We start from the raw sequence: 24,421 nt of genomic DNA on the forward strand, positions 1-24,421 counted from the left end.
CCTGCGACAGTGCCGCTACCGTCCGATCCAGCTCCCGACCCGTCCCGACCGACAACCTGAAGGACCACCCATGACCCGTCCGTCCGGTTCCGACCGCGGCACCGTTGTCCGGCTACCCGTCCCCGCGACCACCACCGACCGCCTGCGCACGGGCGCCCTGCTCGCGGCCACCGCCGCCCAGGTGCTGGTCCCGGTGATCGGCCCCCTCCTAGGTCAGCGGCCGGTCGGCGAGGTCTCCAAGGACACCCCGAGCATCGTGACGCCGCCGGACTGGGCGTTCGGGGTGTGGGGGCCGATCTTCGCGGCGTCGGCCGGCGCCGCCGTCGTGCAGGCCCTGCCCGGCCAGCAGACCAGCCGCACGGCCCGCGAGGCCGGCTGGTGGCTGGCCGCGGCGGCCGCCGGGAACGCGCTGTGGGAGTTCGTCGCGCAGTCCGGCCGGTACCGGGCCACCCCGCCGATCCTGTGGGGCATCGTCGCCGCGGCCGGCGCCGCGCACGTGGCCGGGCAACGCAGCGAGCCGACTGCGGCCGGGCGGCTGTCGACCGGCAGCAACGGGATGCTGCTCGGCTGGACCGGGCTGGCCGCCGCGATCAACACCGCGGACGTGCTGCTGGACGTCATCAAGGTCGACCCGAACAGCCGCCGGGGCCAGGCGATCTCCCTGGGGCTGATCGGTGGGGCCGCGGCCGGCGTGACCGCCGTGGTCGGGGCCAGCCGGCGGGGCGCCGCCGCCGTCGCGGCCACCACCAGCTGGGGGCTGTCCACCCTGGCCGCCACCACCCCCCGCACCTCGGTGCGGACCACCGGCTGGGCCGGGGTCTCCGCGGTCGCCGGTGGGCTGATGACCCGGATCGCCAAGGGCCGCCGGGCTCTGGACCTGCTCGGCTGACCCCGGGCGAGCCTCCCCCGCCCGCCGACTTGCCTCAGACGGACCGCTGGGCCGCGCTCAGCGGTCCGTCTGAGGCAAGTCGGCCGGGGGAGGGGCGGCGCGGCGGGGAAGGGCGCGGCGCGGCGGGGGAAGGGGGCGGGACGGGCGCAGGGGCGGGCGGGGCGCGGAAACCGGGGCGGGCCGGACGCAGCGCGGGGCGCGCCGGCGGCCGGGTCGGGCACACTTGATGGGTTGTGCCCAGCCCGCCCCACCACGGGCGGCGGAACCACCAGCCGTGAAGGACCGCCCGTGACCGACGGACCGTTGATCGTCCAGTCCGACAAGACGCTGCTGCTGGAGGTGTCCCACCCGGACGCCCCGGCCGCCCGCGCGAATATTGCCCCGTTCGCCGAACTCGAACGCTCCCCCGAGCACGTGCACACCTACCGGATCACCCCGCTGGCGCTGTGGAACGCGCGGGCCGCCGGGCACGACGCCGAGCAGGTGGTCGACGCGCTGGTCCGCTGGTCCCGGTTCCCGGTGCCGCAGGCCCTGCTGGTCGACGTGGTGGACACGATGAGCCGCTACGGCCGGCTGGTACTGCAGGCCAACCCGGCGCACGGGCTGATCCTGGCTTCCCGGGACCGTGCCGTGCTCGAAGAGATCATGCGGCACAAGAAGATCGCCCCGATGCTGGGTGTGCGGATCGACCCGGACACCGTGGCGGTCCACCCCTCCCAGCGCGGCCATCTCAAGCAGCAACTGCTCAAGGTCGGCTGGCCGGCCGAGGACGAGGCCGGCTACGTCGACGGTGAGGCCCACCCGATCGCCCTGGACACCACCGACTGGTCGCTGCGCTCGTACCAGCAGGAGGCGGTCGACGGGTTCTGGGACGGTGGGTCCGGCGTGGTGGTGCTGCCCTGTGGGGCCGGCAAGACGCTGGTCGGCGCGGCCGCGATGGCCAAGGCCCAGGCCACCACGTTGATCCTGGTCACCAACACGGTGTCCGGCCGGCAGTGGAAGCGGGAACTGATCGCCCGCACCTCGCTGACCGAGGAGGAGATCGGCGAGTACTCCGGCGAGCGCAAGGAGATCCGGCCCGTCACCATCGCCACCTATCAGGTGATGACCCGCAAGTCCGGCGGCCAGTACCGGCACCTGGACCTGTTCGACTCCCGCGACTGGGGGCTGGTCATCTACGACGAGGTGCACCTGCTGCCGGCGCCGGTGTTCCGGATGACCGCGGACCTGCAGTCCCGCCGGCGGCTCGGGCTGACCGCCACCCTGGTCCGCGAGGACGGGCGCGAGGGTGACGTGTTCTCGCTGATCGGACCCAAGCGGTACGACGCGCCGTGGAAGGACATCGAGTCGCAGGGCTGGATCGCGCCGGCCGAGTGCACCGAGGTCCGGGTCACCCTGACCGACCACGAACGCCTGACCTACGCCACCGCCGAGCCCGAGGAGCGGTACAAGATCGCCTCCACCGCGCGGACCAAGCTGCCGGTGGTGCGCACCGTGCTGGACCGGCACCCCGGCGAGCCGACCCTGGTCATCGGCGCCTACCTGGACCAGCTGGAGGAACTGGGCGAGGAGCTGCAGGCGCCGATCATCCAGGGCTCCACCCGCAACGCCGAGCGTGAGCGCTTGTTCGACGCGTTCCGGGCCGGCGAGATCAAGACCCTGGTCGTGTCCAAGGTGGCCAACTTCTCCATCGACCTGCCGGACGCCACCGTCGCCATCCAGGTCTCCGGCACCTTCGGCTCGCGGCAGGAGGAGGCGCAGCGGTTGGGCCGGCTGCTGCGACCCAAGGGCGACGGGCGGCAGGCGCACTTCTACTCGATCGTCAGCCGGGACACCCTGGACACCGACTACGCCGCGCACCGGCAGCGGTTCCTGGCCGAGCAGGGGTACGCCTACCGCATCGTGGACGCCGACGACCTGCTCGGCCCGGCGATCCCGGGCGGCGAGGAGTAGCCGGGGCCCGGTCACGGGCCCGCCAGGGTCTGTTTGACTGGCGGTCGTGCAGACCTACACCGTCGCCGACCACCTCGTCGACCGGCTGGCCGAGCTCGGCATCGACCGGGTTTTCGGCGTGCCCGGCGACTACAGCCTCGCCCTGCTCGACCACATCGTGCACCACCCGTCGGTCGCCTGGACCGGGACGACGAACGAGCTCAACGCCGGCTACGCCGCCGACGGGTACGCCCGGCTGCGCGGAATGGCCGCGCTGTGCACTACTTTCGGTGTCGGCGAGCTCAGCGCGATCAACGCGATGGCCGGCAGCTACGCCGAACACGTGCCGGTGGTGCACGTGGTGGGCGCGCCCGCGCTGGTCAAGCAGGCCCAGCACCGGCCTGTCCACCACACCCTGGGTGACGGCGAATTCGGCCATTTCACCGCGATGCACGCCGACATCACCTGCGCCCGGGCCAGTCTCACCGAGGTTAACGCGGTCGCCGAGATCGACCGGGTACTGACCGCGGTCCGCGAGCAGCGGCTGCCCGGCTACCTGGTCGTCCCGGCCGACGTGGCCGAGGCGCCGGTGCCGCGGGCGACCGCCCCGCTGGCCCCGAGCGCGGACGGCACCGATCCGGAGGCGCTGGCCGCCTTCACCGACGCCGCCCGCGCCCTGCTCGACCGGGCCGCCACCCGGGCCGAGATCGGCGTGCTGGCCGGCCTGCTCGTGCACCGGTTCGGCGCGGCCGGCCCGCTGACCGACGTGCTCGCCGCCGGGGTTCCGCACGCGGTCACCCCGTGGGCCAAGAGCCTGGTCGACGAGTCGGCGCCGGGATTCGCCGGCACCTACTCGGGCGCGGCCGGCAGCACCGAGACGACCCGGCGGGCCGTCGAGGACGCGGCCGCGCTGATCCTGGCCGGCGTGCAGTTCACCGACCTGAACAGCGGGCTGTTCACCCAGCGGATCACCCGGTCCCGCACGATCGACCTGGGCCCCCGCGTCGCGTGCGTCGGCGCCGCCACCTTCGCGCCGATCGAGCTGGCCGACGCGCTGGCCGCGCTGGCCCCGCTGGTCGCGGACCGGCCGGCCGCCGACCTGGCCGCGGCCCCGCCGTTGGATCCGGAACCGCCGGCGCCGGACGGCGACCCGCTCACCCAGGCCACCCTGTGGCAGGAGGTGGCCGACCACCTGCGGGCCGGCGACATCGTGCTGGCCGACCAGGGGACCTCGTTCTACGGCATGGCGCCGCACCCGATCCCGTCCGGCGTCACCTTCGTCGGCCAGCCGCTCTGGGCCTCGATCGGGTACACGCTGCCCGCGCTGGTCGGTGCGTGCACCGCGGCCCCCGGGCGGCGCGGGGTGCTGCTGGTCGGGGACGGCGCGGCCCAGATGACGGTGACCGAACTGTCCACCGTGCCGCGGCTCGGGCTGCGCGCGGTCGTGCTCGTCGTCGACAACGACGGTTACACCGTGGAGCGGGCCATCCACGGCCCGGACGAGCCGTACAACGACATCGCCCGCTGGGACTGGACCGCGCTGCCGGCGGCGTTCGGCGCGGCCGGCGCGACGGCGGTGCGGGTCGAGACGGTCGGCGCGCTGCGGGCCGCCCTCGCCGCCGTCCCGACCCGCGCGGCCGGGCTCACCCTGATCCAGGCGGTGGTGCCGCGCGACGACGTGCCCGACCTGCTGGCCACGCTGACCCGGGTGCTGGGCGGGAAGACCCGATGACCGGACCGGTCACCCGGCCCGCGGCTCGGCCGACCGTCGCGCAGGCCGCCACCCTGTGGGACGCCGCGCCCGGCTACCTCAACACTTCCTCCTACGGGCTGCCACCCCGGCCGGCCTGGGACGCCCTGCAGGCCGCCCTGGGCGACTGGCGCACCGGCCGGACCAGCTGGGAGGGCTGGGCGCGCAGCGTCGAGCAGTCGCGGTCGCGATTCGCCGACCTGCTCGGCGTGCCGGCCGCCACGGTGGCCACCGGGGCGTCGACCTCGCAGCTGCTGGCCCCGGTCGCCGCGGGCATTCCCGACGGCAGCGTCGTGCTCGTCCCGGACATCGAGTTCACCTCCAACGTCTTCCCGTGGGCGGTGCACGCCGACCGCGGGGTGCGGGTGATCACCGCCCCGACCGACCGCTTCCTGGACGCCATCACCGGGGACGTCGACGTGGTCGCCTACTCGGCCGTGCAGTCGGCGACCGGCGAGGTGGCCGACGTGACGGCGATCGGCCGGGCCGCGCGAGCGGTGGGGGCGCTCACCGTCGTGGACGCCACCCAGGCGGTCGGCTGGTTGCCCGTGGACGTCGACGCGGCCGACCTGCTGGTGAGCCACGCCTACAAATGGCTGTGCAGCCCGCGCGGCACCGCGTTCGCGGTCCACCACCCCACGCTGGCCGAACGGCACCCCGAGCTGACGTTGAAACCGTTGGCCGCCAACTGGTTCGCCGCACAGGACATCCACGGCTCGTACTACGGCCGGCCGATGAAGCTGGCCGCCGACGCCCGCCGGTTCGACATCTCCCCGGCCTGGCACTGCTGGGTCGGCACCGACCCGGCGCTGCGGGTCCTGGCCGAGGTCGGGGTACCGGCCATCCACGCGCACAATCTGGGCCTGGCCACCACCTTCCTCGCCGCCCTGGACCAGCCGCCGTCGGACTCGGCCATCGTCAGCGTGGCCGCGGGGGACGCCGCGGTCGACCGGTTGCACGCCGCCGGCGTGCGGTTCGGCCTGCGGGCCGGCCGGGTACGGGTGGCGTTCCACCTCTATTCGACGGAGGACGACGTCGAGCTCGCCGTGCGGGCGCTGCGCGGCTGAGCTGAGCCAGACCGTGCGGGCCGCTCAGGCCAGCAATTCGTAGGCGACCGCCGGCCGGCCCCCGAACCGGGGCGCGCTCATCTCGGCGAACCCGCGCAGCATCTGCGCCACGTCGGGCGCGTCGTCGCCCAGTCCCTCCAGGTACCGCCGGTGCGCGTTCAACGAGGCGATGCCGGACTCCAGGGTGTCGGTCACGTCGACCGCGTGGGCGGCGCGCGGGGAGGCGGCCAGCGCGGTGTAGCGCGCCTTCCACGGCGGCAGCCCCTCGTCGACCAGCTCCCGGAAGACCCAGCGGTTGCCGGCATCTCGCACGCCGTCGACGGCGGCCAGGCCGACCGCCCGGTGGTCGGCGTAGTCGATGCCGCCCCAGGCCGGTCGCGGGTCCGGGTTGGAGGCGACCACCAGATCGGGGCGGCGGCGCCGGATCACCCGGGCGATGTCCCGGCGCAGCGGCAGCCCGTACTCCACGACCCCGTCCGGGTAGCCCAGAAACTCCACCGATTCGACCCCGACTTCGGCCGCCCCGGCCCGCTCCTCGGCCTCGCGCAGCGGGCCGCACTCGGCCGGGTCGAGCCCGTCGATGCCGGCCTCCCCGGAGGTCACCAGCAGGTAGGTGACGGTCTTGCCGGCCCGGGTCCAGGCGGCCACCGCACTCGCCGTGCCGTACTCCAGATCGTCGGGATGCGCGGCGATGCACAGCGCGGTCTGCCAGTCGTCGGGGAAGGGCTCCAGGGTGTCGGTCACCAGCTCATTCTGTCCGGTCCGGGCGCGTCCGGCGCCTTATCATCGGCGTCACATCCAGCGTCGCCCGAGCCCGCCGACCCCCGGGGAGTGCCCGTGACCGAGCCCGCCCCCGGCAACCGTCCGCGGCGTCGCCGCTGGCCGTGGGTGGTGACCGCCGTCGTAGCCCTGGCCGGGGCCGCGGTCTTCACCCTGCTGACCAGCCCCCGCAGCGACACGGACTTCGTCGGCGTGGCCGACACACTGTGCGACGAACTGCGGATCGAACGGCTGTCGGCCGTGGCCGGGGTGCCGCTGACCCCCTCACCCGAATCGACCTCCACCACGTGCCTGCTGGTCGCCGATCGCCCGCAGGGCCAGGCCTGGCTGTCGTTCCGGATGGCGACGTTCAACAATGTCGACACGTCCAGCCCGTACGGCTGGAACGCCGACGCCTCCGGGATCGAGGGCCTCGGGTGGAAGGCGGCCGGCCAGTGGCCGGACCTGTCCCAAGCCCGGATCATCTCGCTGTTCGGCAACAAGTCGGCGGCCGTGACGATCGACTCCGCGAACAACGACTTCGGCGACGCCGCCATGGCAGTGGCGCTGCTCAACGAGTGGCTGGCCTGACCGGCCTCAACCGGCGGCCCGCAGCACCTCCCGCTCGGACCGGGCCAGGTAGTCCTCCATCGCCGCGGCGGCATCCTCCAGCCGGCCTTGTTCCAAAAGCGTGCACAGCGCGTCGTTGTCGTCGACGAAGGCCTCGTAGAAGCGCGGGTTGGCCCGCGCGGTGTGAAAGACCAGCCGCATCTCGGCCAGCATGTGCGCCATCAGCCGGTCCAGCCGGGCGCTGCCGGCCAGCGCGACGACGGCCCGGTGGAAGTGCTGGTTGGCGTTGGCCACGCCCGCGGAATCGTCGGCGGCGCGGGCCCGCTGCCCCTCGGTGACGGCCGCCCGGGCCCCGGTCGCGTCGAGACCGGCGACGGCGTAGCGGATCGCGCCGACCTCCAGGATCCGGCGGGCCCGGTAGATGTCGCGGATGGCCGGCTCGTCCAGCACCGCGACGAACACCCCGCGGTTGGGCGCGCGGACCAGCAACCGCTCGGCCCCCAGTTCGATGAAGGCCTCGCGCACGGTGTTGCGGGAGACGCCGAGGGCCTCGCCGATGGCCTCCTCGGGCAGCCGCGACCCGGGCAGGAACTGCCCGGCGCTGATCTGCTCGCGCAGCGCGTCGGCCACCCGGGCCGCGGTCGGCTGGGCCACCACCCGGATCCGCGCCTGACCGAGCGCCGCCAGCGCGCCGCTGGCCGACTCCTTCGCCTTCCCTATTTCCAACACGCCCGAAGTTTACTACATTGTGATCTGAGGATTGTTCAACAATTCCCACATTGGTCGTAGAGTCCTGGCCAACCCCACGAAGGGAAATCCCGTATGACGCAGATCGATCTGAACAGCGATGTCGGTGAATCCTTCGGCCGCTGGACATTGGGTGACGACGCCGCTCTCACCCCCCTGGTGACCAGCGTCAACGTCGCCTGCGGCTTCCACGCCGGCGACCCGAGCACCCTGCGGCGCACCTGTGCGGCCGCCGCCGAACACGGCGTCGCCGTCGGCGCCCAGGTCGGCTACCGGGACCTGGCCGGCTTCGGCCGCCGGTTCATCGACATGGAGCCCGAGGAGCTGACCGACGAGGTCATCTACCAGATCGGCGCCCTCCAGGCGCTGGCCACGGCGGCCGGCACCACCGTGCGCTACGTCAAACCGCACGGCGCCCTCTACAACGCGATCGTGCACCACGAGGAGCAGGCCGCCGCCGTGGTCGAGGCGGTGCGGGCGGTCGACCCCGGCCTGCCGCTGCTCGGCCTGCCCGGGTCGGTCGTGCTGGAGTTGGCCACCGCGGCCGGGCTGCGGACCGTGCGCGAGGCGTTCGCCGACCGCGCCTACACCCCCGCCGGCACCCTGGTCTCCCGTCGGGAACCGGGCGCGGTGCTGCACGACCCACAGCAGGTCGCCGCCCGGATGGTCCGGTTGGTCACCGAAGGGGTGATCACCGCCGTCGACGGGAACTAGGTCACCGTGGCCGCCGAGAGCATCTGCGTGCACGGGGACAGCCCGGGCGCGGTCGACATGGCCCGCCAGGTGCGGCTGGCCCTGGAAGCGGCCGGCGTGCGGATCGGATCCTTCACATGAGCCGGCCCACCCTCCGACCGGCCGGCGACCGGGCGCTGCTGCTGGAGACCGGCGACCCGCAGACCACCGTCGGCGTCTGCGCCGTCCTGCGGGAGGCCGGCCGGCCCGAGATCGAGGACCTGATTCCGGCGGCCGCCACCGTGCTCGTCCGCCTCGCCCCGGGCACCGACCTGACCGCTGTGGGGGACTGGCTGCTGGCGACCGCGGCCACCGCCGAGTCGGCCGGCACCGACCGGACCGAGGCCGGGGAGCTGGTCATCCCGGTCCGCTACGACGGGCCCGACCTGGCCGACGTCGCCGCCGCGACCGGCCTGTCGCCGGCCCAGGTGATCGCCGCCCACACCGGAACTGCTTGGCGGGCCGCGTTCGTCGGCTTCGCCCCGGGTTTTGCCTACCTCATCGGCGGGGATCGACGGCTCGCCGTACCCCGGCGTGCCCAGTCCCGGACCGAGGTGCCGGCCGGGTCGGTGGCCCTGGCCGGGGAGTTCTCCGCGGTCTACCCGCGCCGCTCCCCCGGCGGCTGGCAGCTCATCGGCTCCACCGACGTCACGCTCTGGGACCAGGCGGCCGACCCGCCCGCGGCGATCCAACCGGGCCGCTGGGTGCGCTTCGTGAACGAGGAGGACCGGCCATGACGCTCACCGTGCTGCGACCCGGGCCGCTGGCCCTGCTGCAGGACGGCGGCCGCCGCGGGCACGCCGCCGACGGCGTCGGTCGGGCCGGCGCCGCCGACCGGGCCTCGCACGCCCGGGCCAACCATCTGGTCGGCAACCACCCGGGCGCGGTGGCGGTCGAGGTCACCCTGGGCGGGTTGGTCGTCCGGGCCGACCGGGATCTGACCGTCGCGGTCGCCGGCGCGCCCGCCCCGGCCGAGATCGACGGTGACCCGGCCGCCCACGACACCGCGGTCGCGTTGCGCCAGGGACAGACCCTGCGGCTGCGCGCCCCCAAGGTCGGTCTGCGCAGCTACCTGGCGGTGGCCGGCGGCCTGGACGTCCCCCTGGTCCTCGGCTCGGCCAGCACCGACACCCTGTCCGGCCTCGGCCCGGCCCCGCTCGGCAAGGACCACGTCCTGACCGTCGGGCGGAACGGCGGCCAGCCCGAGCCCGCCGGCCCGGCCCCGGCGGCCACCCCGATGGGCGAGCCCGAGACCACCCTGCGGGTGCTGTTCGGCCCGCGCGAGGACTGGTTCACCGACCCGACCGCGCTGACCGCCGGCCGCTGGCGGGTGTCCCCGCAGAGCAACCGGGTCGGCGTCCGGCTGGATCGACCGGACCCCGACACCCCGGCCTTGCGCCGCGCCGATGACGCCGAGATCCCCAGCGAGGGAATCGTTCTGGGCGCCATCCAGGTCCCCCCCAGCGGGCAGCCGGTGCTGTTCCTGGCCGACCATCCGCTGACCGGCGGGTATCCCGTCGTCGCCGTCGTCCTCGACGAGGACATCGACCGGGCCGCGCAACTGCGGCCCGGTCAGCACCTGCGCTTCGCATCGGTCTGACCGGACCCACCCGGCCGACCCCCCACCCCGGAGGTACGAGATGCCCGCTCCCACCGCACGACCGGGCCGCGGCCCGCTGATCAAGGCGTACGCGGCCAGCCTCACCGGCACCGCCCTGGAGTACTACGACTTCGCGGTCTATTCGGCCGCCGCCGCCCTGGTCTTCCCGCAACTGTTCTTCCCCGGCGAGGACCCGCTCACCGGCACCCTGCTGTCCTTCTCCACCTACGCGGTCGGGTTCCTGGCCCGCCCGGTCGGCGGGATCGTCTTCGGCCGGCTGGGTGACCGGGTCGGCCGCAAGAACGTCCTGGTCTGGACGTTGATGCTGATCGGGGCGGCCACGCTGCTGATCGGCCTGCTGCCCGGCTACGCCTCGATCGGGGTGGCCGCGCCGATCATCCTGGTCATGCTGCGCTTCGCGCAGGGCGTCGGGGTCGGCGGCGAGTGGGGCGGCGCGGTGCTGCTGTCCAGCGAGTACGGCGATCCGGCCAAGCGCGGCTTCTGGGCCTCGGCCGCCCAGATCGGCCCGCCCGCCGGCAACCTGCTGGCCAACGGTGTGCTGGCCGTCCTCGCCGCCGCGCTGACCGAGGACGCGTTCCTGAGCTGGGGCTGGCGGGTGGCGTTCCTGATCTCCGCGGTCCTGGTCGCCTTCGGCCTGTGGATCCGGCTCAAGCTGGAGGACACCCCGGTCTTCCAGGCCATCAAGGAGAGCGGCGAGCGCCCCAAGGCGCCGATCAAGGAGGTCTTCGCCACCCAGAAGCGGGCGCTGACCGCCGCCGCGCTGGCCCGGGTCGGCCCGGACGTGCTGTACGCGCTGTTCACCGTGTTCGTTGCGACCTACGCCACCCAGGTCCTGGGCATGACCCGCAGCCAGGTGCTCACCGCCGTGCTCATCGGCTCGGCCGCCCAGCTGGGGTTGATCCCGCTGGCCGGGGCGCTGTCGGACCGGATCAACCGGCGGCTGCTCTACGCCATCGCCGCGATCGGCTCGGCCATCTGGGTGCCGGTGTTCTTCCTGATCCTGGGCCAGCCGTCGATGCCGCTGCTGATCCTGGGGGTCGTCATCGGCCTGGCGTTCCACGCCCTGATGTACGGGCCGCAGGCGGCGTACATCGTCGAGCAGTTCGACATCCACCTGCGCTACGCCGGCAGCTCGCTGGCCTACACGCTGGCCGGGGTCATCGGCGGCGCCATCGCCCCGTTGGTGTTCACCGCGCTGCTCGGCGCGTTCGGCTCCTGGGTGCCGATCGCGCTGTACCTTGCGGGCTGCGTCGCGGTCACCCTGGTCGGACTTCGCCTGGGCCGGGACCCGCAACCGCAGGAGGAGGAGCACGTGCTGTCCGCCGCCCACCGTCCGGCCGCCACCACCTCCTGACCCGACCGGCCTGCCTCTGCCGACCTGAAACCCGAAGGAAGACAAGCGTGTTCCAGACCTTGCTGATCGCCAACCGCGGCGAGATCGCCCGCCGCATCAACCGCACCGCCCAGGCGATGGGCATCCGCACCGTCGCCGTGCATTCCGACGTGGACGCCGACCTGCCGTTCGTCACCGAGGCCGACGAAGCGGTGCTGCTCGGCCCGGCCGCCCCGGCGCAGTCCTACCGCAACGTGGACGCGATCCTGCGGGCGGCCAAGGACACCGGCGCGGAGGCGATCCATCCCGGCTACGGATTCCTGTCCGAGAACGCCGCTTTCGCCCAGGCGGTGGTGGACGCCGGGCTGATCTGGGTGGGCCCGTCGGCCGAGGTGATCGAGCGGATGGGCGACAAGATCAACGCCCGCAACCTGATGCAGGACGCCGGGGTTCCGGTCTCCGCCGGCACCCGGGAACCGGTGGGTGATCCGGCGGCCGCCCGGGCCGCCGCGGAGGCCATCGGCGCGCCGATCATGGTCAAGGCCTCGGCCGGCGGCGGCGGCATGGGCATGGCCGTGGCCTACGACATGGACCAGGTGGTCGAGAAGATCGCCACGATCAGCGCCTTCGCCGAACGGACCTTCGGCGACGGATCGGTGCTGCTGGAACGGTTCCTGCCGGTGGCCCGGCACGTCGAGGTGCAGATCCTGGGCCTGCCCGACGGGCGGGTGCTCGCGCTGGGCGAGCGGGACTGTTCGGTGCAGCGGCGCAACCAGAAGGTGGCGGAGGAAACCCCGTCCCCGGGCGTGGGTCCCGAGCTGCGCGCGCGGATGCTGGAGGCGGCGGTGCGGGCCGGGCAGGCGGTCGGCTACGTCGGCGCGGGCACCGTGGAGTGCCTGGTGGACGAGGCCGCGCAGGACTTCGTCTTCCTGGAGATGAACACCCGGTTGCAGGTCGAGCACACGATCACCGAGGCCGTGACCGGGATCGATCTGGTTCGCGAGCAGCTGCTCATCGCGGCCGGCGAGCCCATCGGGTTCGATCCGGACGCGGTGCGGTTCACCGGCCACGCCATCGAGTTCCGGGTCAATGCCGAGGATCCCAAGCGGTTCCTGCCCGGCCCCGGCCCGGTCCGCGAGTGGGTGGAACCGGCCGGTGACGGCGTCCGGGTGGATTCCGGCTTCGCCGCCGGGACCACCGTCACCCCGTCCTACGACTCGCTGATGGCCAAGCTGATCGTGCACGGCGACGACCGCGCGCACGCCCTGGAGCGGGCCCGGGCGGCGGTCGCCGACTTCGTGGTGGCCGGCCCGAAGAGCAACCTGCCGTTCTTCGCCGAACTGCTCGACCACGAGGAGTTCGTCTCCGGGCGCTACGACACCGGCATCGTGGGCCGCATGCGGGCGCGGGCCTGACGCCCGCGGCCCGGCCCGGACCCGCCGGTCAGGGCCGGGCGACCACGATCCCGGCGGCCGCCGCGGCCGGGTCGCTCATGGCCACCAGCGCGTCGCCGGCGCCGGCCAGGTCGGTCACCGACCCGACCAGCTGCGCCGGCCCCAGCCGTCCGGCGGCCACGAGGTCCAGCATCGGCGGGTAGCCGGCGGCCGCCATCCCGTGCGAGCCGACAACCGTGAGCTCCCAGGCGATCACCCGGTCCCAGGGCAGCGGGGCGGCGGCCGCGGCCCCGAGCATGAGCCCGACCTGCACGTGGGTGCCCCGCCGGCGCAGGCTGCGCACCGCGGCGTCGGCGGTGCCGGCCGAACCCAGCGCATCGACCGACACCTGCGCACCGCCACCGGTGGCCGCCACCACCTGGGCAACCTGGTCGAGCGGGTCGGCCGACCGGACGGTGCCGGCCGCACCGAACTCCCGGGCCCGGTCCAGGGCGGCGGCCGACCGGTCGACGGCGGTGACCCGGGCGCCCAGCGCGACGGCGATCATGATCGCGGACAGGCCCACGCCGCCGCACCCGAACACCGCGACCTCGGTGCCCGGACCCACCTGCGCGTGCCCGGTCAGGGCCCGGTAGGCGGTGGCGAACCGGCAGCCCAGGGCCGCCGCGGCCACCGCGTCCACCTGATCGGGCAGGCCGACCAGGTTGAAGTCGGCCGCCCGGACCACCACGTACTCGGCAAAGGACCCGGGATGGGTGAACCCCGGCTGGTTCTGGTCCGGACACACCTGGGCGTCGCCGGCCCGGCACCAGGCACAGGTCCCGCAGCCGTTCACGAACGGCGCCGTCACCCGCGCTCCGACCGCGAAACGGCCGACCCCATCCCCGATCTCGGCGACCGTGCCGGCGAACTCGTGCCCCGGGGTCTGCGGGAGCGGGACGATCTCGTGGCCCTGCCAGGCGTGCCAGTCCGACCGGCAGACGCCGGTGGCCTCGACCCGGACGAGGGCACCGCCCGGCGGGCAGTCCGGGACCGGCACCCGGTCGATCCGGGGCAGGGCGCCCACCTCGTCGTACCGCAACGCCCTCATGAAACTCGTTCTCATTTCATCACTCTCCGCTACTCGGCGCACACATCATGCCCAGGCAACGACCATCCATTTGCCAGATGCGCACTCCGGGCAAGTCCATAGAGTGGGAAGGGCAACGTGACCTGACCGTGACCAACGGCTCGTCACCCCACCTCAACGATGAGGAGAGCGCATGTCGAACAACCGCGCCGTGACCTATCAGGGCCCGATGAAGGTGGCCGTCCAGGACATCGCATACCCGACCTTCGAACTGCAGGACGGACCCGGCGTCAATCCCCTCAACGTCGGCCGCAAGGTGCCGCACGGCGCCATTCTCAAGGTCGTCACCACCAACATCTGCGGCTCCGACCAGCACATGGTCCGCGGCCGCACCACCGCCCCCGAGGGCCTGGTGCTGGGCCACGAGATCACCGGTGAGGTGATCGAGACCGGGCCCGGCGTCGAGTTCATCCAGGTCGGCGACATCTGTTCGGTCCCCTTCAACATCGCCTGCGGCCGCTGCAAGAACTGCAAGGAGGGCAAGACCGGCATCTGCCTGAACGTCAACCCGGATCGGCCCGGTTCCGCCTACGGGTACGTGGACATGGGTGGCTGGGTCGGCGGGCAGGCCGAATACGTGCTGGTGCCCTACGCCGACTGGAACCTGCTCAAGTTCCCGGATCGGGATCAGGCCCTGGAGAAGATCCTGGACCTGACGATGCTCTCGGACATCTTCCCCACCGGGTACCACGGCGCCTACACCGCCGGCACCACCACGGGGTCCACCGTGTACGTGGCCGGCGCCGGCCCGGTCGGGCTGGCCGCCGCGGTCTCGGCCCAGTTGCTGGGCGCGGCGGTGGTCATCGTCGGCGATCTCAACGAGGACCGGCTGGCCAAGGCCCGCTCCATCGGCTGCGAGACGGTCGACGTGTCCAAGGGTGACCCGAAGGACCAGATCGAGCAGATCCTCGGCGTTCCCGAGGTCGATTGTGCCGTGGACGCGGTCGGTTTCGAGGCCCGCGGGCACGGCAAGGACGCCAGCCACGAGGCTCCGGCCACCGTGCTGAACTCGATCATGGACCTGACCGCCGCGGGTGGCGGACTGGGCATCCCGGGGCTGTACGTCACCGGCGACCCGGGCGCCGTCGACGACGCCGCCAAGATCGGTTCGCTGTCCATCCGGCTGGGTCTGGGGTGGGCGAAGTCGTTGTCGTTCACCACGGGTCAGTGCCCGGTGATGAAGTACCACCGCGGCCTGATGAACGCGATCCTGCACGACAAGGTCAAGATCGGTGACGCGGTGAACGCCACCGTCATCGGCCTGGACCAGGCGCCGAAGGGATACGCCGAGTTCGACTCCGGGGTCGCCCGCAAGTACGTCATCGACCCGCACAACACGACCGGAAAGGTCAGCCCGAACTAGCAGTCCAGCACCACGCACCGACTGCGGGGGAGGGCGAACCCGCCCACCCCCGCAGTCGGGTGCGCGAGCGTGCCCGCCCGTCAGGGCCCGCCGCCGCTCGCCGGTCGCACCCCGATGCGGAAGCCGGCCCTGACCAGCCTGGCCCGTTGCGAGGCCGCCAGCGCCGCGGCGAGCCGGGCCTGCGCGGCCGTCGCGACCTTCTGCAGTTGTGCCAGCTCGGTCACCAGCGCCAGCCGATCGTCGTCGGACGTCGCCTCGAGGGCGGCGAGTTCCGCGATCATGGCGTCGAGCTGTTCGAGATTGGACATGTGTTCGATAATTCCAGCTGCGGGCCGGCGGCCGCATCGATCGGCACAGTTCAGAGGCTTCTCACCGTTCGGCGGCCGGTCCGTGACCCCGGCCCATTGGGCACGCATCTGGCCACCCAGGTCGAGCAGATCGGCGCGTTCTGGCACTGATGCGCGTCCGTCAGGCGAGATCCACCTCAGCCGGCTGCGGCAGCGGGGCCGGTGGATCTCGCCGGGCACCGGCCCGGGTCGTCAGCAGGCCGGCAGCCAGCCCACCCACCACCACCGCGATTCCCAGCCACACCCCCGGGCCGGGCCAGGCTGCGCCGAGCAGCGCACCGCACAGGGCAGCACTCACCGGCGCGATTCCGGTGATCAGGCCGGCCGGTCCGGGGCCGAGCGTCCGCACGGCCGAATACCAGAGCACGAACGCCGCCGCGGTGACGGCGACCGCCAACCAGCCCACGGCGACCCACTGGCCGGCCGACAAGGAGAACACCGCGCGCGGGCCTTCAACCGTCACCCCCAGGCCCAGGAACATGATCGCGCCGAGCCAGACCGAGTGCAACGACACCCCGTACGGTCCGTGCCGGCCGAGCACCGGCAACGCCAGCAGGGTGAAGCCGCATTCGCAGGCCAGCGCCACGATCGCCCACAGCACCCCGGTCGCGTCGGTGGTCCCGGTACCGACCACGAGCACGCTGCCGCCGGTCACCACGACGGCCGCGACCGCGATCGCGGGGGCGGGCCGGTGCCGCTGGGCGAGCGGGCCGAGCACGCTCAGGAAGATCGGCGCACAGGCCACGGCCACCGCGATGACGGCCGGCTCGGCATGGGCCACCCCGCGGACCACGGCGATGTTGAACACGACCAGGCCACTGAGCGCGACCCCGGCGAGCCAGCCCCATTCGCGGCCGCGGGGGCACCGCGGCCGCTGCCCGGCGACCGCCAGGATGCCCAGCAGGACGATGGCCGCCAGCGCGTAGCGCACCGCCTGGGCGGTGAACTGCGGGGCGTCGATCAAGGTCTGCGACACCCCGACGCTGCTGCCGACCAGGGCCATGCCGGCCCCGCCGGCAAGCACCGCCGGGGCCGTGCTCGGGCGCATGGTCGGTGTGGTCACCGGTCCACTCTGCGGCAAGAATGGCCCGATGGAGGAGTCCATTCCGCACCCGTCTCACAGGTCCAAAGGCGCATCCGACTTCCTGTCCCTGCGGACGGACGAGGCTCCGGCGGGCGGCAAGGCGGGATGGTTGGCCGACCGGATCCGGGCCGCGGTGGCCGACCGCCGGCTGCGGCCCGGGGACCGCCTGCCGGCCGGCCGGACCCTGGCCGCCGACCTCGGGGTGTCCCGGGGGGTGGTCACCGAGGCCTACCGCCGGTTGCTCGACGACGGGCTGGTGGTCACGGCCGGGCGTGGGGGCACGGTGGTGGCGGCGGCCGGAGCGGCGGTGGCACATCCACCGCTTCGTTCCCCCGGCTCCGCGGCCGCCCGCGCGGACCGGCAGACCCCGGTGACCGAGAGCCGGCCCGGCGGGTTGTTCGGCGAGACCTCGGCGGACGTCTTCACCGCGTTGCGGGCGGCGCCGGCCCGGTTCGACCTCTCACCCGGGCTGCCCGACCTGACCGCATTCCCCCGAGCCGCCTGGATGCGGGCCGAGCGAGCGGTGCTCGACGACCTGACCCCGGCCGCGTTCGGCTACGGGGATCCGGCGGGCACGCCGAGGCTGCGGGCCGCGGTCGCCGGCTGGCTCGCCCGGTTCCGGGGCATCGCCGCCGATCCCGACGAGATCGTCATCGTCGCCGGCGTCGCGCAGGCGCTGGCCCTGCTCGCCCGGGCGCTCACCCGACGGGGGCAGCATCGAATCGGGGTGGAGGATCCGGGATCGCTGGGCGCCCGCCGCCAGCTGCAGCACTGGGGGATGACGACCGTGCCCGTGCCGGTCGACCGGGCCGGGCTCCGGGTGGACGCGCTGCGGGATTCGGGCGCCGCGACGGTGCTCGTCTCCCCCGCGCACGAGTTCCCGATGGGGGTCGTGCTCGACGGCACCCGGCGGCGCGACCTGACGGCCTGGGCCGCCGACGGCGGGCTGATCGTCGAGGACGACTACGACGCCGAACACCGCTACGACCGGCCGCCGGTGACCGCGCTGCGGGCAGCGGTGCCGGACCGGGTCTGCTACACCGGCAGTGTCTCCAAGATCCTGGCCCCGGCGCTGCGGATCGGCTGGCTGCTGCCGCCCCGCGACCTGCTGGGCGAGGTGATCGCGGCCAAACGCGAGGCCGACCTGGGCAACCCGGCGTTGCCACAGTTGGTGCTGGCCCGGCTGATGGATCAGGGGCACCTGGAGAGCCACCTGCGGATGGTCCGTCGCCGGCACCGCCGCCGACGCGACGCCATGGTCGATGCCCTGGCCCGGCACCTGCCGACCGCCACCGTGCACGGTGCCGCCGCCGGGCTGCATCTGACCGTCACCCTCGACGCGCCGCCGTCGGCGCCCGTCGACGACCGGGTCATCGCCGCGGCCGCGCTGGCGGCCGGGGTCAAAGTGCAGCCGCTGTCCTGGCATCGGATCGCGCCGGGGGCGGCGGGGCTGGTGCTGGGCTACGCGGCCACCCCGGCCGGGCGGATCGAGGAGGGGGTGGCCGCCCTGGCCGCGGTGATCGGGCGGGCCTGACCGACCCCGGTCAACCGGTTGTGCACAGCCCGCACCTTGCCCGACCCTCACCCGACCCGGTTATCCACAGGCGCCGTTCGCCGGACCTTGGCCGTCTGCCCTGCGGTGTAGCTTCGGCCGCGGTGAACCATTGACGAGGGGGTTGCGGTGATCGTTCCGGGCCCGGCCCAGGCCGGTCGGGAGGGTTCGCCGTGACTGCTGCGGTCTTTCGCCGGCCGCCGCGCCGGGAGCCCCCGGCGATGACCGTGGGCACCCTGGATCTCCGGCCCCCGCCGACGATTCCGCCGCGGTCGAGCGGCGGCCCGGGTGCCGTGCTGGTGTTGCTGCCGGCGCTGGCCGGCCTCGGCGCGATGGTGTTGATCTTCACCGCCGGCGGATCGGGCCTGCACCTGCTGGCCGGTGTGCTGTTCGGCGTCTCCATGGTCGCGGTCGCCGCCGGTCAGCTGGTGCGGGTCGGCGGTGATCGTGCCCGCCGCATCGCGGGCGCCCGGCGCGACTACCTGCGGCACGTGGACCGCACGCGGCAGCAGGCCCGGTCCGCGGCCGCCGCCCAGCGGCTGGCCCTGACCTGGGTGCACCCGTCCCCGGAGGTGCTCGGCTCGCTGGCCCGGACCAGCCGGCTGTGGGAACGTCGGCCGGCCGACCCGGACTTCGCCGTGCTGCGGCTCGGGGTGGGCGAGCAGCCGTTGTCGCTCACGCTGACCGCCCCCGAGCAGATTCCGGACGACGTCGATCCGGTCGCCGCCATCGCCCGGGACCGGTTCGTGCACGCATTTGGCACGGTGCCCGACCTCCCGGTCGCGGTGGCCCTGCGCTCGTTCGCGACGATCCGGCTGGAGGGTGACCTGGCCGCCGGCCGGCGGCTGGCGGCCGCCCTGCTGCTGCAGGCGGTCTGCTGGCACGCCCCGTCCGAGCTGCGGATCGGGGTGTGCCTGCCGCCGGACGGCGGGCCCGACCGGTTGCGGTCCTGGGACTGGCTCAAATGGGCTCCGCACCTGGCCGATCCGAGTGGGTCGCCGACGCAGCCGCCGGTGCTGGCCGTGGCCGGCAGCCTGCCCGAGCTCGAGTCGGTGCTGGCCGACGAACTGGCCGGCCGGCCGTGGGCCGAGGCGAACTCCGGCCCGCTGGTGGATCGCGCCCACCTGCTGGTGCTGGTCGACGGGGACGGCCGGGCCGCCGCCGGCGGTCATCTCGGCGGCCCCCAGGGTCTGCTCGGGGTGACCGTGCTGCAGATCGGCGAAACCGGTGAGCTGCCGGCCGACCGGAGCCTGCGGCTGCGGGTGGTCGGCGGTGACGTGCTCACCGTCGCCGTGGACCGCACCGGTGCGCAGCTGGTGAGCTACGTCGGCGTCCCCGACCAGGTCAGCCCGGCCGCGGCCGCCGCGACCACCCGGGCTATCGCCGGCCTGCGGCTGCCCGGGGGCCCAACTCGGGAACCGGTGATCAGCAGGACGACCGGGCTGACCGATCTGCTCGGCGTGGCCAACGTGCGGGCCCTGGACCCGGCGGTGAGCTGGCGCGCCCGCCCGCCCCGCGAGCGGCTGCGGGTGGCCATCGGCGTGGGCAGCAACGGTCAGAGCGTGGAGCTGGATCTCAAGGAGGCCGCCGACGGCGGGATGGGGCCGCACGGGCTGGTGGTCGGGGCCACCGGGTCGGGCAAGTCCGAGCTCCTGCGCACGCTGGTCCTGGGCCTGGCCATCACCCACCCGCCGGACGTGCTCAACCTGGTCCTGGTCGATTTCAAGGGCGGGGCGACGTTCACCCGGCTGGATGCGCTGCCGCACACCTCGGCGGTGATCACCAACCTGACCGATCACCTGGAGCTGGTCGATCGGATGAAGGACGCCCTGGCCGGGGAGTTGAGCCGCCGCATGCAGGTGCTGCGTGACGCCGGGGATTCCGCCTCCCTGCGCGACTACGACCGGGCCCGGGCCACCGACCGGCCCGACCTGCCCGCGCTGCCCACGCTGCTCGTCGTCGTCGACGAGTTCAGCGAACTGCTGGCCGCCAAACCCGAATTCCTGGACACCTTCATCACCATCGGGCGGCTCGGTCGATCGTTGGGGGTGCACCTGCTGCTCGCCTCGCAGCGGTTGGAGGAAGGGCGGCTGCGCGGCCTGGACACGCACCTGTCGTACCGGATCGGTCTGAAGACCTTTTCCGCGGCCGAGTCCCGGATCGTGCTCGGCGTCGAGGACGCCTACCGGCTGCCGACCGCGCCGGGCAATGGCTACCTGCGGTTCGACACCAGCGAACTGGTGCGGTTCAAGGCGGCCTTCGTCTCGGGCCCGGTCCGCGACCCGCAGCCGGACCCGGACGCCGGAGGGTGGGCGGCGCCGCAGGTGTTCCGGCTGGCCCCGCCCGGCCGGCCGGCGGACGCGCCGCGGACCGTCGCGGACCCGGGCGACGCCGCCGGGGACCCCGCCCCGGTCCCGGTGGCCGGGCCCAGCCTGCTGGAGATCGCGGTCGCCCGGCTGGCCGAAACGGGGGTGCCCGCCCACGAGGTCTGGTTGCCCCCGCTGGACCAGCCACCGTCGCTGGACCGGCTGCTGCCGGCCACCCGGCCGGCGACCGGTGCCGGCTTCGGCCCGGTCCCGCTGGGCTGGGTGGACCGCCCGCTTGAACAGACCCGCAGTCTGCTGGAACTGGACCTGTCCGGCGCGGCCGGACACGTCGCGATCGTCGGTGCCCCGCAGAGCGGCAAGTCGACCGCCGTCCGCACCCTGATCTGCGCGCTCGCCCTCACCCATGCGCCGGGCGAACTGACGGTGTACGGCCTGGATCTGGGGGGCGGTTCGTTGGCCGCGCTGGCCGGGTTGCCCCAGGTGGGTGTGGTCGCCGGGCGGTCCCAGCCGGACCTGGTGCGCCGGACCGTGGCGGTCGTGGAGCGGGTGCTGGCCGAGCGGGAGCGGGCCTTCGCCGCAGCCGGTGTGTCCGGCGTCGCTGAGTGGCGGCGGACCGCGGCGCAGGGTGGCGGGTCGTTGGCGCCGGACGGTTTCGGCGACCTGCTCCTGGTCGTCGACGGTTGGGCCGGCCTGCGCGAATCCTTCGAACCCCTGGAGGCCCGGCTGACCTCCGTCGCCGCGCGCGGGCTGAACTACGGGGTGCATCTGGTCCTGACCGCGTCCCGCTGGGGTGAACTCCGGCCCGCCCTGAAGGACCTGATCGGCTCCCGGGTCGAGCTGCGGCTGGGTGATCCGCTGGACTCGGCCGTGACCGCGCGGGCGGCGGCCACCGTGCCCGCGGACCGGCCCGGGCGCGGGCTGACCCGGGACGGATTGCACCTGCTGACCGCGGTGCCCCGGATCGACGGCCGGCCCACCGCCGTGGGCCTGCCGGCGGCCACCCGCCAGTTGGTGCAGGTGGTCCGGGATCGCTTCCCGGGCCGGTCGGCACCGGCTGTGCGGACCCTGCCGACCACGCTGCGGGCCGCCGATCTGCCGGTCTCGGGCGGCCGGGCCGACCGAGCCGGGGTGGTGCTGGGCGTCGACGAGGACCTGAGGCCGGTGCGGTGGAACCCGGCTACCGATCAGCACCTGATCGTCTTCGGCGAGGAGCAGTCGGGGAAGAGCACCGTGCTGACCCGTCTGATCCGGGAGGTGGCGAACCGGCCCGGATCGGATGCGGCCCGGTTCCTCGTCCTTGACCCCGACCGCCGCCTGATGGCGTTGCCCTGGCGGCCCGGTCACCTGATCGGGGCGGCCGCCACCGGCCGGAACGCCGCCGCCGCCGTCGCCGCCCTCGCCCCCCAGCTCGAGCGGCTCGCGGCCCGGCCGCCGGCCAGCGACGCGACCCCGGACGAGGCCGGCCGGCCACCGTCACCCGGGATCTACCTGATCGTCGACAACTACGAACGCCTGGCCGGGTCGAACCCGCTGGCCCCGCTGATCCCGCTGCTCGACCACGCGGCTGACCTGGGCCTGCACCTGATCGTGGCCCGGCAGGCCCGCGGCGCGGCCCGGGCCGGCTACGACGGCGTCTACGCCACACTCAAGGACGTGGGGACGCCGGCCTTGCTGCTGTCCGGCCCCGAGTCGGAGGGCCCGCTGATCGGTCGCAGCCGGATGCTGCCGCAACCGCCGGGCCGGGGGTTCTGGGTACCTCGCCGGGGCGCCGACCGGCTGGTGCAGATCGTGCTCGACGAGGGGACCGCGGTGGCCGACACCGACCCGGACCAGGGGGATCGATGATGCCGCCGCCCGATCGCCCCGATGATCACCGGCCCGGCCCACCCGCGGTCATACCCCCACCGGCGGGCCATGACGAGGCCGCCGACGCGGGGCCGCGGCGGCCGCTGCTGATGGACCCGCCGGGGGCCCGGCGGGCCGGCTTCGCACCGCCCGCCGCGTTGTCCGAGGCCCCCGACGCCGAGCCGGCTCTCGCCGGCCCCGGCGCCGGCCGCGACCTCGGAGCCGTCCCCGGGTCCGGCCCCGGCTCCGACCGCGACCGCGGCTCCGAACCCGGCCCCGACCCCGACCTCGTGCCCGGGTCCAACTCCAGCCCCGGCGCCGGCCCCGGCCGTGACCCGGCGACCGGACGGGCGAGCGTCGCCCGGCCCGCCGGCCGGTCCGCGCGCGCGGACGGGTCGGCGCGAACCCCGGCCAGCCCGTGGGCCCCCGCCTCCGGCACCCCGGCCGTCCGCCCGGGTCGGCCGAACACCCCGTCCCGGCTGGCCGGCCCGACACCGGTGCTCGACACCGGCCCGGCCGACCGGGCCGCGCGTCGGCCCCCGGCCGGTCAGCGACCCGGATCGCCCGGCCCCCCGGCGGCGACCGAATCGGCGTTCGGGCCGGTCAGCCGGATCGTCACGGTCAGCGTCCGCACGCCCTCGTCCCGGGTCGACCTGGCCCTGCCGGACCGGACCACCATCGCCGAGGTCCTGGAGACCGTGCTCCAGGTGGCGCCTCGCTCCTTGCGGGAACAGGCCCTGGCCCACGGCGGCTGGATCCTGCGGACCGCGGCCGGGCGCCGGCTGGCCGGGTCGACCACGCTGCTGGACGAGCGGCTCGGTGACGGCGCCACGGTGTTCCTGACCGGCGCGGACACCGCCGAGCCCGAGATCGTCTACGACGACGTGGCCGACGCGGTCGCCGACACGGTGCGGGCCGATCCGGGCCGGTGGCCGGCCGCCGCCGGGCGGGCCGTCGCGATCGGGGCCACGGCCGCCTTCGCGGTGCTGGCGGTGGTCGCGGTGCTGACCCTGGGACCACCCTGGGCCGCCCCCGCGGTGGTGTTGGCCGCGGTCGCCGTCGCTACTCAGGCGCTGGCCGCCCTGGTGGCCAGGCGCCTCCATGACGCCGGGGTGGCCCTGACCCTGGGCCTGGTGTCGGTCGGCGCCGGTGCCGCCGCGGCGGCGACGGCGGCGGCGGGTTCCGCTGCATTGAGCGGGTGGGGGCCACTGCCCTGGTTGCTCGGTGTGCTCACCGCGGCCGTGCTGGCCGGCACGGCCACCCTGGCCATCGGCGCGCGGCCCACCACGCTGGCGGCCGTCGTCACCGGGGCCGCGCTGCTGGCCCTCGCCCTGGCCGCGGGGGCATCCCTGGAGCTGACCGAGCTGGGTACCGCCGCCCTGGTCGCCGGCCTGGCCGTCTGCCTGATGCCCCTGGTGCCGGCGGCGGCACTGCGGCTGACCTCCTTCGACCCCGAGCCGCTCCCCCGCGGCGCCGACCAGGTTGATGCCACCCGCCCGCCGGTCGACATCGGTGACGTGCGGACCCGGACCGTGCGGGCCGTGCGGCTGCTCACCGGCTTCGTGCACGGCCTGGCCTGGCCCGCGCTGGCCGCCGGGGTGCTGCTGGCCTTCGGCGGGCAGCCGGCCGGCCAGGCGCTGGCGGCCGTGGTCGGCGCCGCGATGCTGCTGCGGGGGCGGCTGTTCCCCACCGTGGGCGAGCGGCTGCCGTTGGTGCTGGCCGGGCTGGGCGTGCTCCTCGCGGTCCCGGCCGGGATGCTCACGACGAGCGCGTCGCCGGCGGTGGCCGCCGGTGTCGCGGTGGCCGCCGGGATGGCCGCCGCGGCCGGCGCCGTCATCGCGGCGGGCCGGATCACCCGGTCCCCGGCCCGCGCCCGCGCCGCCGAGATCCTCGATCTGCTGCTCACCATCGCGACGATCCCGCTGGTGGCGGCCGTCCTGGGGGCCTTCGACTTCGTCCGCGGACTCGGGGGCTGACCCG

Annotated in this window: 18 protein-coding genes and 1 pseudogene; 14 read left to right on the forward strand and 5 right to left on the reverse strand. The window is 74.5% G+C overall.

What is annotated here, in order from left to right; genetic code table 11:
- The first annotated feature begins 70 nt into the window (after window positions 1-70).
- The 4 genes from NAMU_RS23745 to NAMU_RS23760 all read left to right on the forward strand — a co-directional run bounded on the left by NAMU_RS23745 (window position 71) and on the right by NAMU_RS23760 (window position 5,638).
- On the forward strand, window positions 71-889 hold the full coding sequence (locus NAMU_RS23745; RefSeq protein ID WP_015749880.1) for a hypothetical protein: 819 nt from the start codon (window positions 71-73) through the stop codon (window positions 887-889).
- A 288-nt stretch (window positions 890-1,177) separates the two neighbouring features.
- Window positions 1,178-2,842: a DNA repair helicase XPB gene (locus NAMU_RS23750; protein WP_015749881.1), complete on the forward strand. Its 1,665-nt coding sequence runs from the start codon at window positions 1,178-1,180 to the stop codon at window positions 2,840-2,842.
- Window positions 2,843-2,888: 46 nt separating this feature from the next.
- Window positions 2,889-4,553, forward strand: a complete 1,665-nt coding sequence (locus tag NAMU_RS23755; RefSeq protein WP_015749882.1) for an alpha-keto acid decarboxylase family protein — start codon at window positions 2,889-2,891, stop codon at window positions 4,551-4,553.
- Entirely contained in the window at window positions 4,550-5,638 is a 1,089-nt protein-coding gene (locus NAMU_RS23760; protein ID WP_015749883.1) for an aminotransferase class V-fold PLP-dependent enzyme, read from the forward strand. The genes NAMU_RS23755 and NAMU_RS23760 overlap by 4 nt, the downstream gene beginning before the upstream one ends.
- A gap of 24 nt (window positions 5,639-5,662) precedes the next feature.
- Here NAMU_RS23760 and NAMU_RS23765 read toward each other — a convergent pair whose 3' ends face one another.
- Window positions 5,663-6,382 (reverse strand): PIG-L deacetylase family protein, encoded by a 720-nt coding sequence (locus NAMU_RS23765; RefSeq protein ID WP_015749884.1) that lies wholly within the window; start codon window positions 6,380-6,382, stop codon window positions 5,663-5,665.
- 93 nt (window positions 6,383-6,475) lie between these two features.
- On the opposite strand from NAMU_RS23765, the gene NAMU_RS23770 reads away from it, so the two are divergent.
- The gene (locus tag NAMU_RS23770) at window positions 6,476-6,988 is read left to right on the forward strand and encodes a hypothetical protein (protein WP_015749885.1); all 513 of its coding nucleotides are present in this window, start codon (window positions 6,476-6,478) and stop codon (window positions 6,986-6,988) included.
- Between the two features lie 6 nt (window positions 6,989-6,994).
- Here the strand turns inward: NAMU_RS23770 and NAMU_RS23775 are convergent, their stop codons facing one another.
- Entirely contained in the window at window positions 6,995-7,696 is a 702-nt protein-coding gene (locus NAMU_RS23775; RefSeq protein ID WP_015749886.1) for a GntR family transcriptional regulator, read from the reverse strand.
- A gap of 93 nt (window positions 7,697-7,789) precedes the next feature.
- On the opposite strand from NAMU_RS23775, the pseudogene NAMU_RS23780 reads away from it, so the two are divergent.
- The 5 genes and pseudogenes from NAMU_RS23780 (at window position 7,790) to NAMU_RS23800 (ending at window position 12,815) form a co-directional block, all read left to right on the forward strand.
- A pseudogene (locus tag NAMU_RS23780) lies at window positions 7,790-8,548 on the forward strand (LamB/YcsF family protein).
- Window positions 8,545-9,183, forward strand: coding sequence for a 5-oxoprolinase subunit B family protein (locus tag NAMU_RS23785; RefSeq protein WP_015749887.1), 639 nt, complete (start codon window positions 8,545-8,547; stop codon window positions 9,181-9,183). The pseudogene NAMU_RS23780 and the gene NAMU_RS23785 overlap by 4 nt, the downstream one beginning before the upstream one ends.
- The gene (locus tag NAMU_RS23790; protein ID WP_015749888.1) at window positions 9,180-10,046 is read left to right on the forward strand and encodes a 5-oxoprolinase subunit C family protein; all 867 of its coding nucleotides are present in this window, start codon (window positions 9,180-9,182) and stop codon (window positions 10,044-10,046) included. Before NAMU_RS23785 ends, NAMU_RS23790 begins: the two co-directional genes overlap by 4 nt.
- A gap of 40 nt (window positions 10,047-10,086) precedes the next feature.
- Window positions 10,087-11,421, forward strand: coding sequence for an MFS transporter (locus NAMU_RS23795; protein WP_015749889.1), 1,335 nt, complete (start codon window positions 10,087-10,089; stop codon window positions 11,419-11,421).
- Between the two features lie 47 nt (window positions 11,422-11,468).
- The gene (locus NAMU_RS23800; protein ID WP_015749890.1) at window positions 11,469-12,815 is read left to right on the forward strand and encodes an acetyl-CoA carboxylase biotin carboxylase subunit; all 1,347 of its coding nucleotides are present in this window, start codon (window positions 11,469-11,471) and stop codon (window positions 12,813-12,815) included.
- A gap of 28 nt (window positions 12,816-12,843) precedes the next feature.
- Here the strand turns inward: NAMU_RS23800 and NAMU_RS23805 are convergent, their stop codons facing one another.
- Complete coding sequence (locus tag NAMU_RS23805; protein WP_041369375.1) at window positions 12,844-13,884, reverse strand: zinc-dependent alcohol dehydrogenase family protein; 1,041 nt, start codon at window positions 13,882-13,884, stop codon at window positions 12,844-12,846.
- Window positions 13,885-14,056: 172 nt separating this feature from the next.
- Between NAMU_RS23805 and fdhA the strand changes: the two genes are divergently transcribed.
- Window positions 14,057-15,286, forward strand: coding sequence for a formaldehyde dehydrogenase, glutathione-independent (gene fdhA, locus NAMU_RS23810; RefSeq protein ID WP_015749892.1), 1,230 nt, complete (start codon window positions 14,057-14,059; stop codon window positions 15,284-15,286).
- An 80-nt stretch (window positions 15,287-15,366) separates the two neighbouring features.
- Here the strand turns inward: fdhA and NAMU_RS23815 are convergent, their stop codons facing one another.
- Entirely contained in the window at window positions 15,367-15,594 is a 228-nt protein-coding gene (locus tag NAMU_RS23815; RefSeq protein ID WP_015749893.1) for a hypothetical protein, read from the reverse strand.
- A gap of 160 nt (window positions 15,595-15,754) precedes the next feature.
- Complete coding sequence (locus NAMU_RS23820; RefSeq protein WP_217180617.1) at window positions 15,755-16,696, reverse strand: DMT family transporter; 942 nt, start codon at window positions 16,694-16,696, stop codon at window positions 15,755-15,757.
- Between the two features lie 28 nt (window positions 16,697-16,724).
- On the opposite strand from NAMU_RS23820, the gene pdxR reads away from it, so the two are divergent.
- The 3 genes from pdxR to eccD all read left to right on the forward strand — a co-directional run bounded on the left by pdxR (window position 16,725) and on the right by eccD (window position 24,417).
- Window positions 16,725-18,251 carry a MocR-like pyridoxine biosynthesis transcription factor PdxR gene (gene pdxR / locus NAMU_RS23825; protein WP_015749895.1) on the forward strand — a complete coding sequence of 509 codons (1,527 nt, stop codon included), beginning with the start codon at window positions 16,725-16,727 and terminating at the stop codon, window positions 18,249-18,251.
- A gap of 191 nt (window positions 18,252-18,442) precedes the next feature.
- Entirely contained in the window at window positions 18,443-22,441 is a 3,999-nt protein-coding gene (gene eccCa / locus NAMU_RS23830) for a type VII secretion protein EccCa (RefSeq protein WP_174299014.1), read from the forward strand.
- A gap of 110 nt (window positions 22,442-22,551) precedes the next feature.
- Window positions 22,552-24,417: a type VII secretion integral membrane protein EccD gene (eccD, locus tag NAMU_RS23835; RefSeq protein WP_138180449.1), complete on the forward strand. Its 1,866-nt coding sequence runs from the start codon at window positions 22,552-22,554 to the stop codon at window positions 24,415-24,417.
- Window positions 24,418-24,421 lie beyond the last annotated feature (4 nt).

The sequence above is a fragment of the Nakamurella multipartita DSM 44233 genome (assembly GCF_000024365.1).
In the GTDB taxonomy this organism is placed as follows: domain Bacteria; phylum Actinomycetota; class Actinomycetes; order Mycobacteriales; family Nakamurellaceae; genus Nakamurella; species Nakamurella multipartita.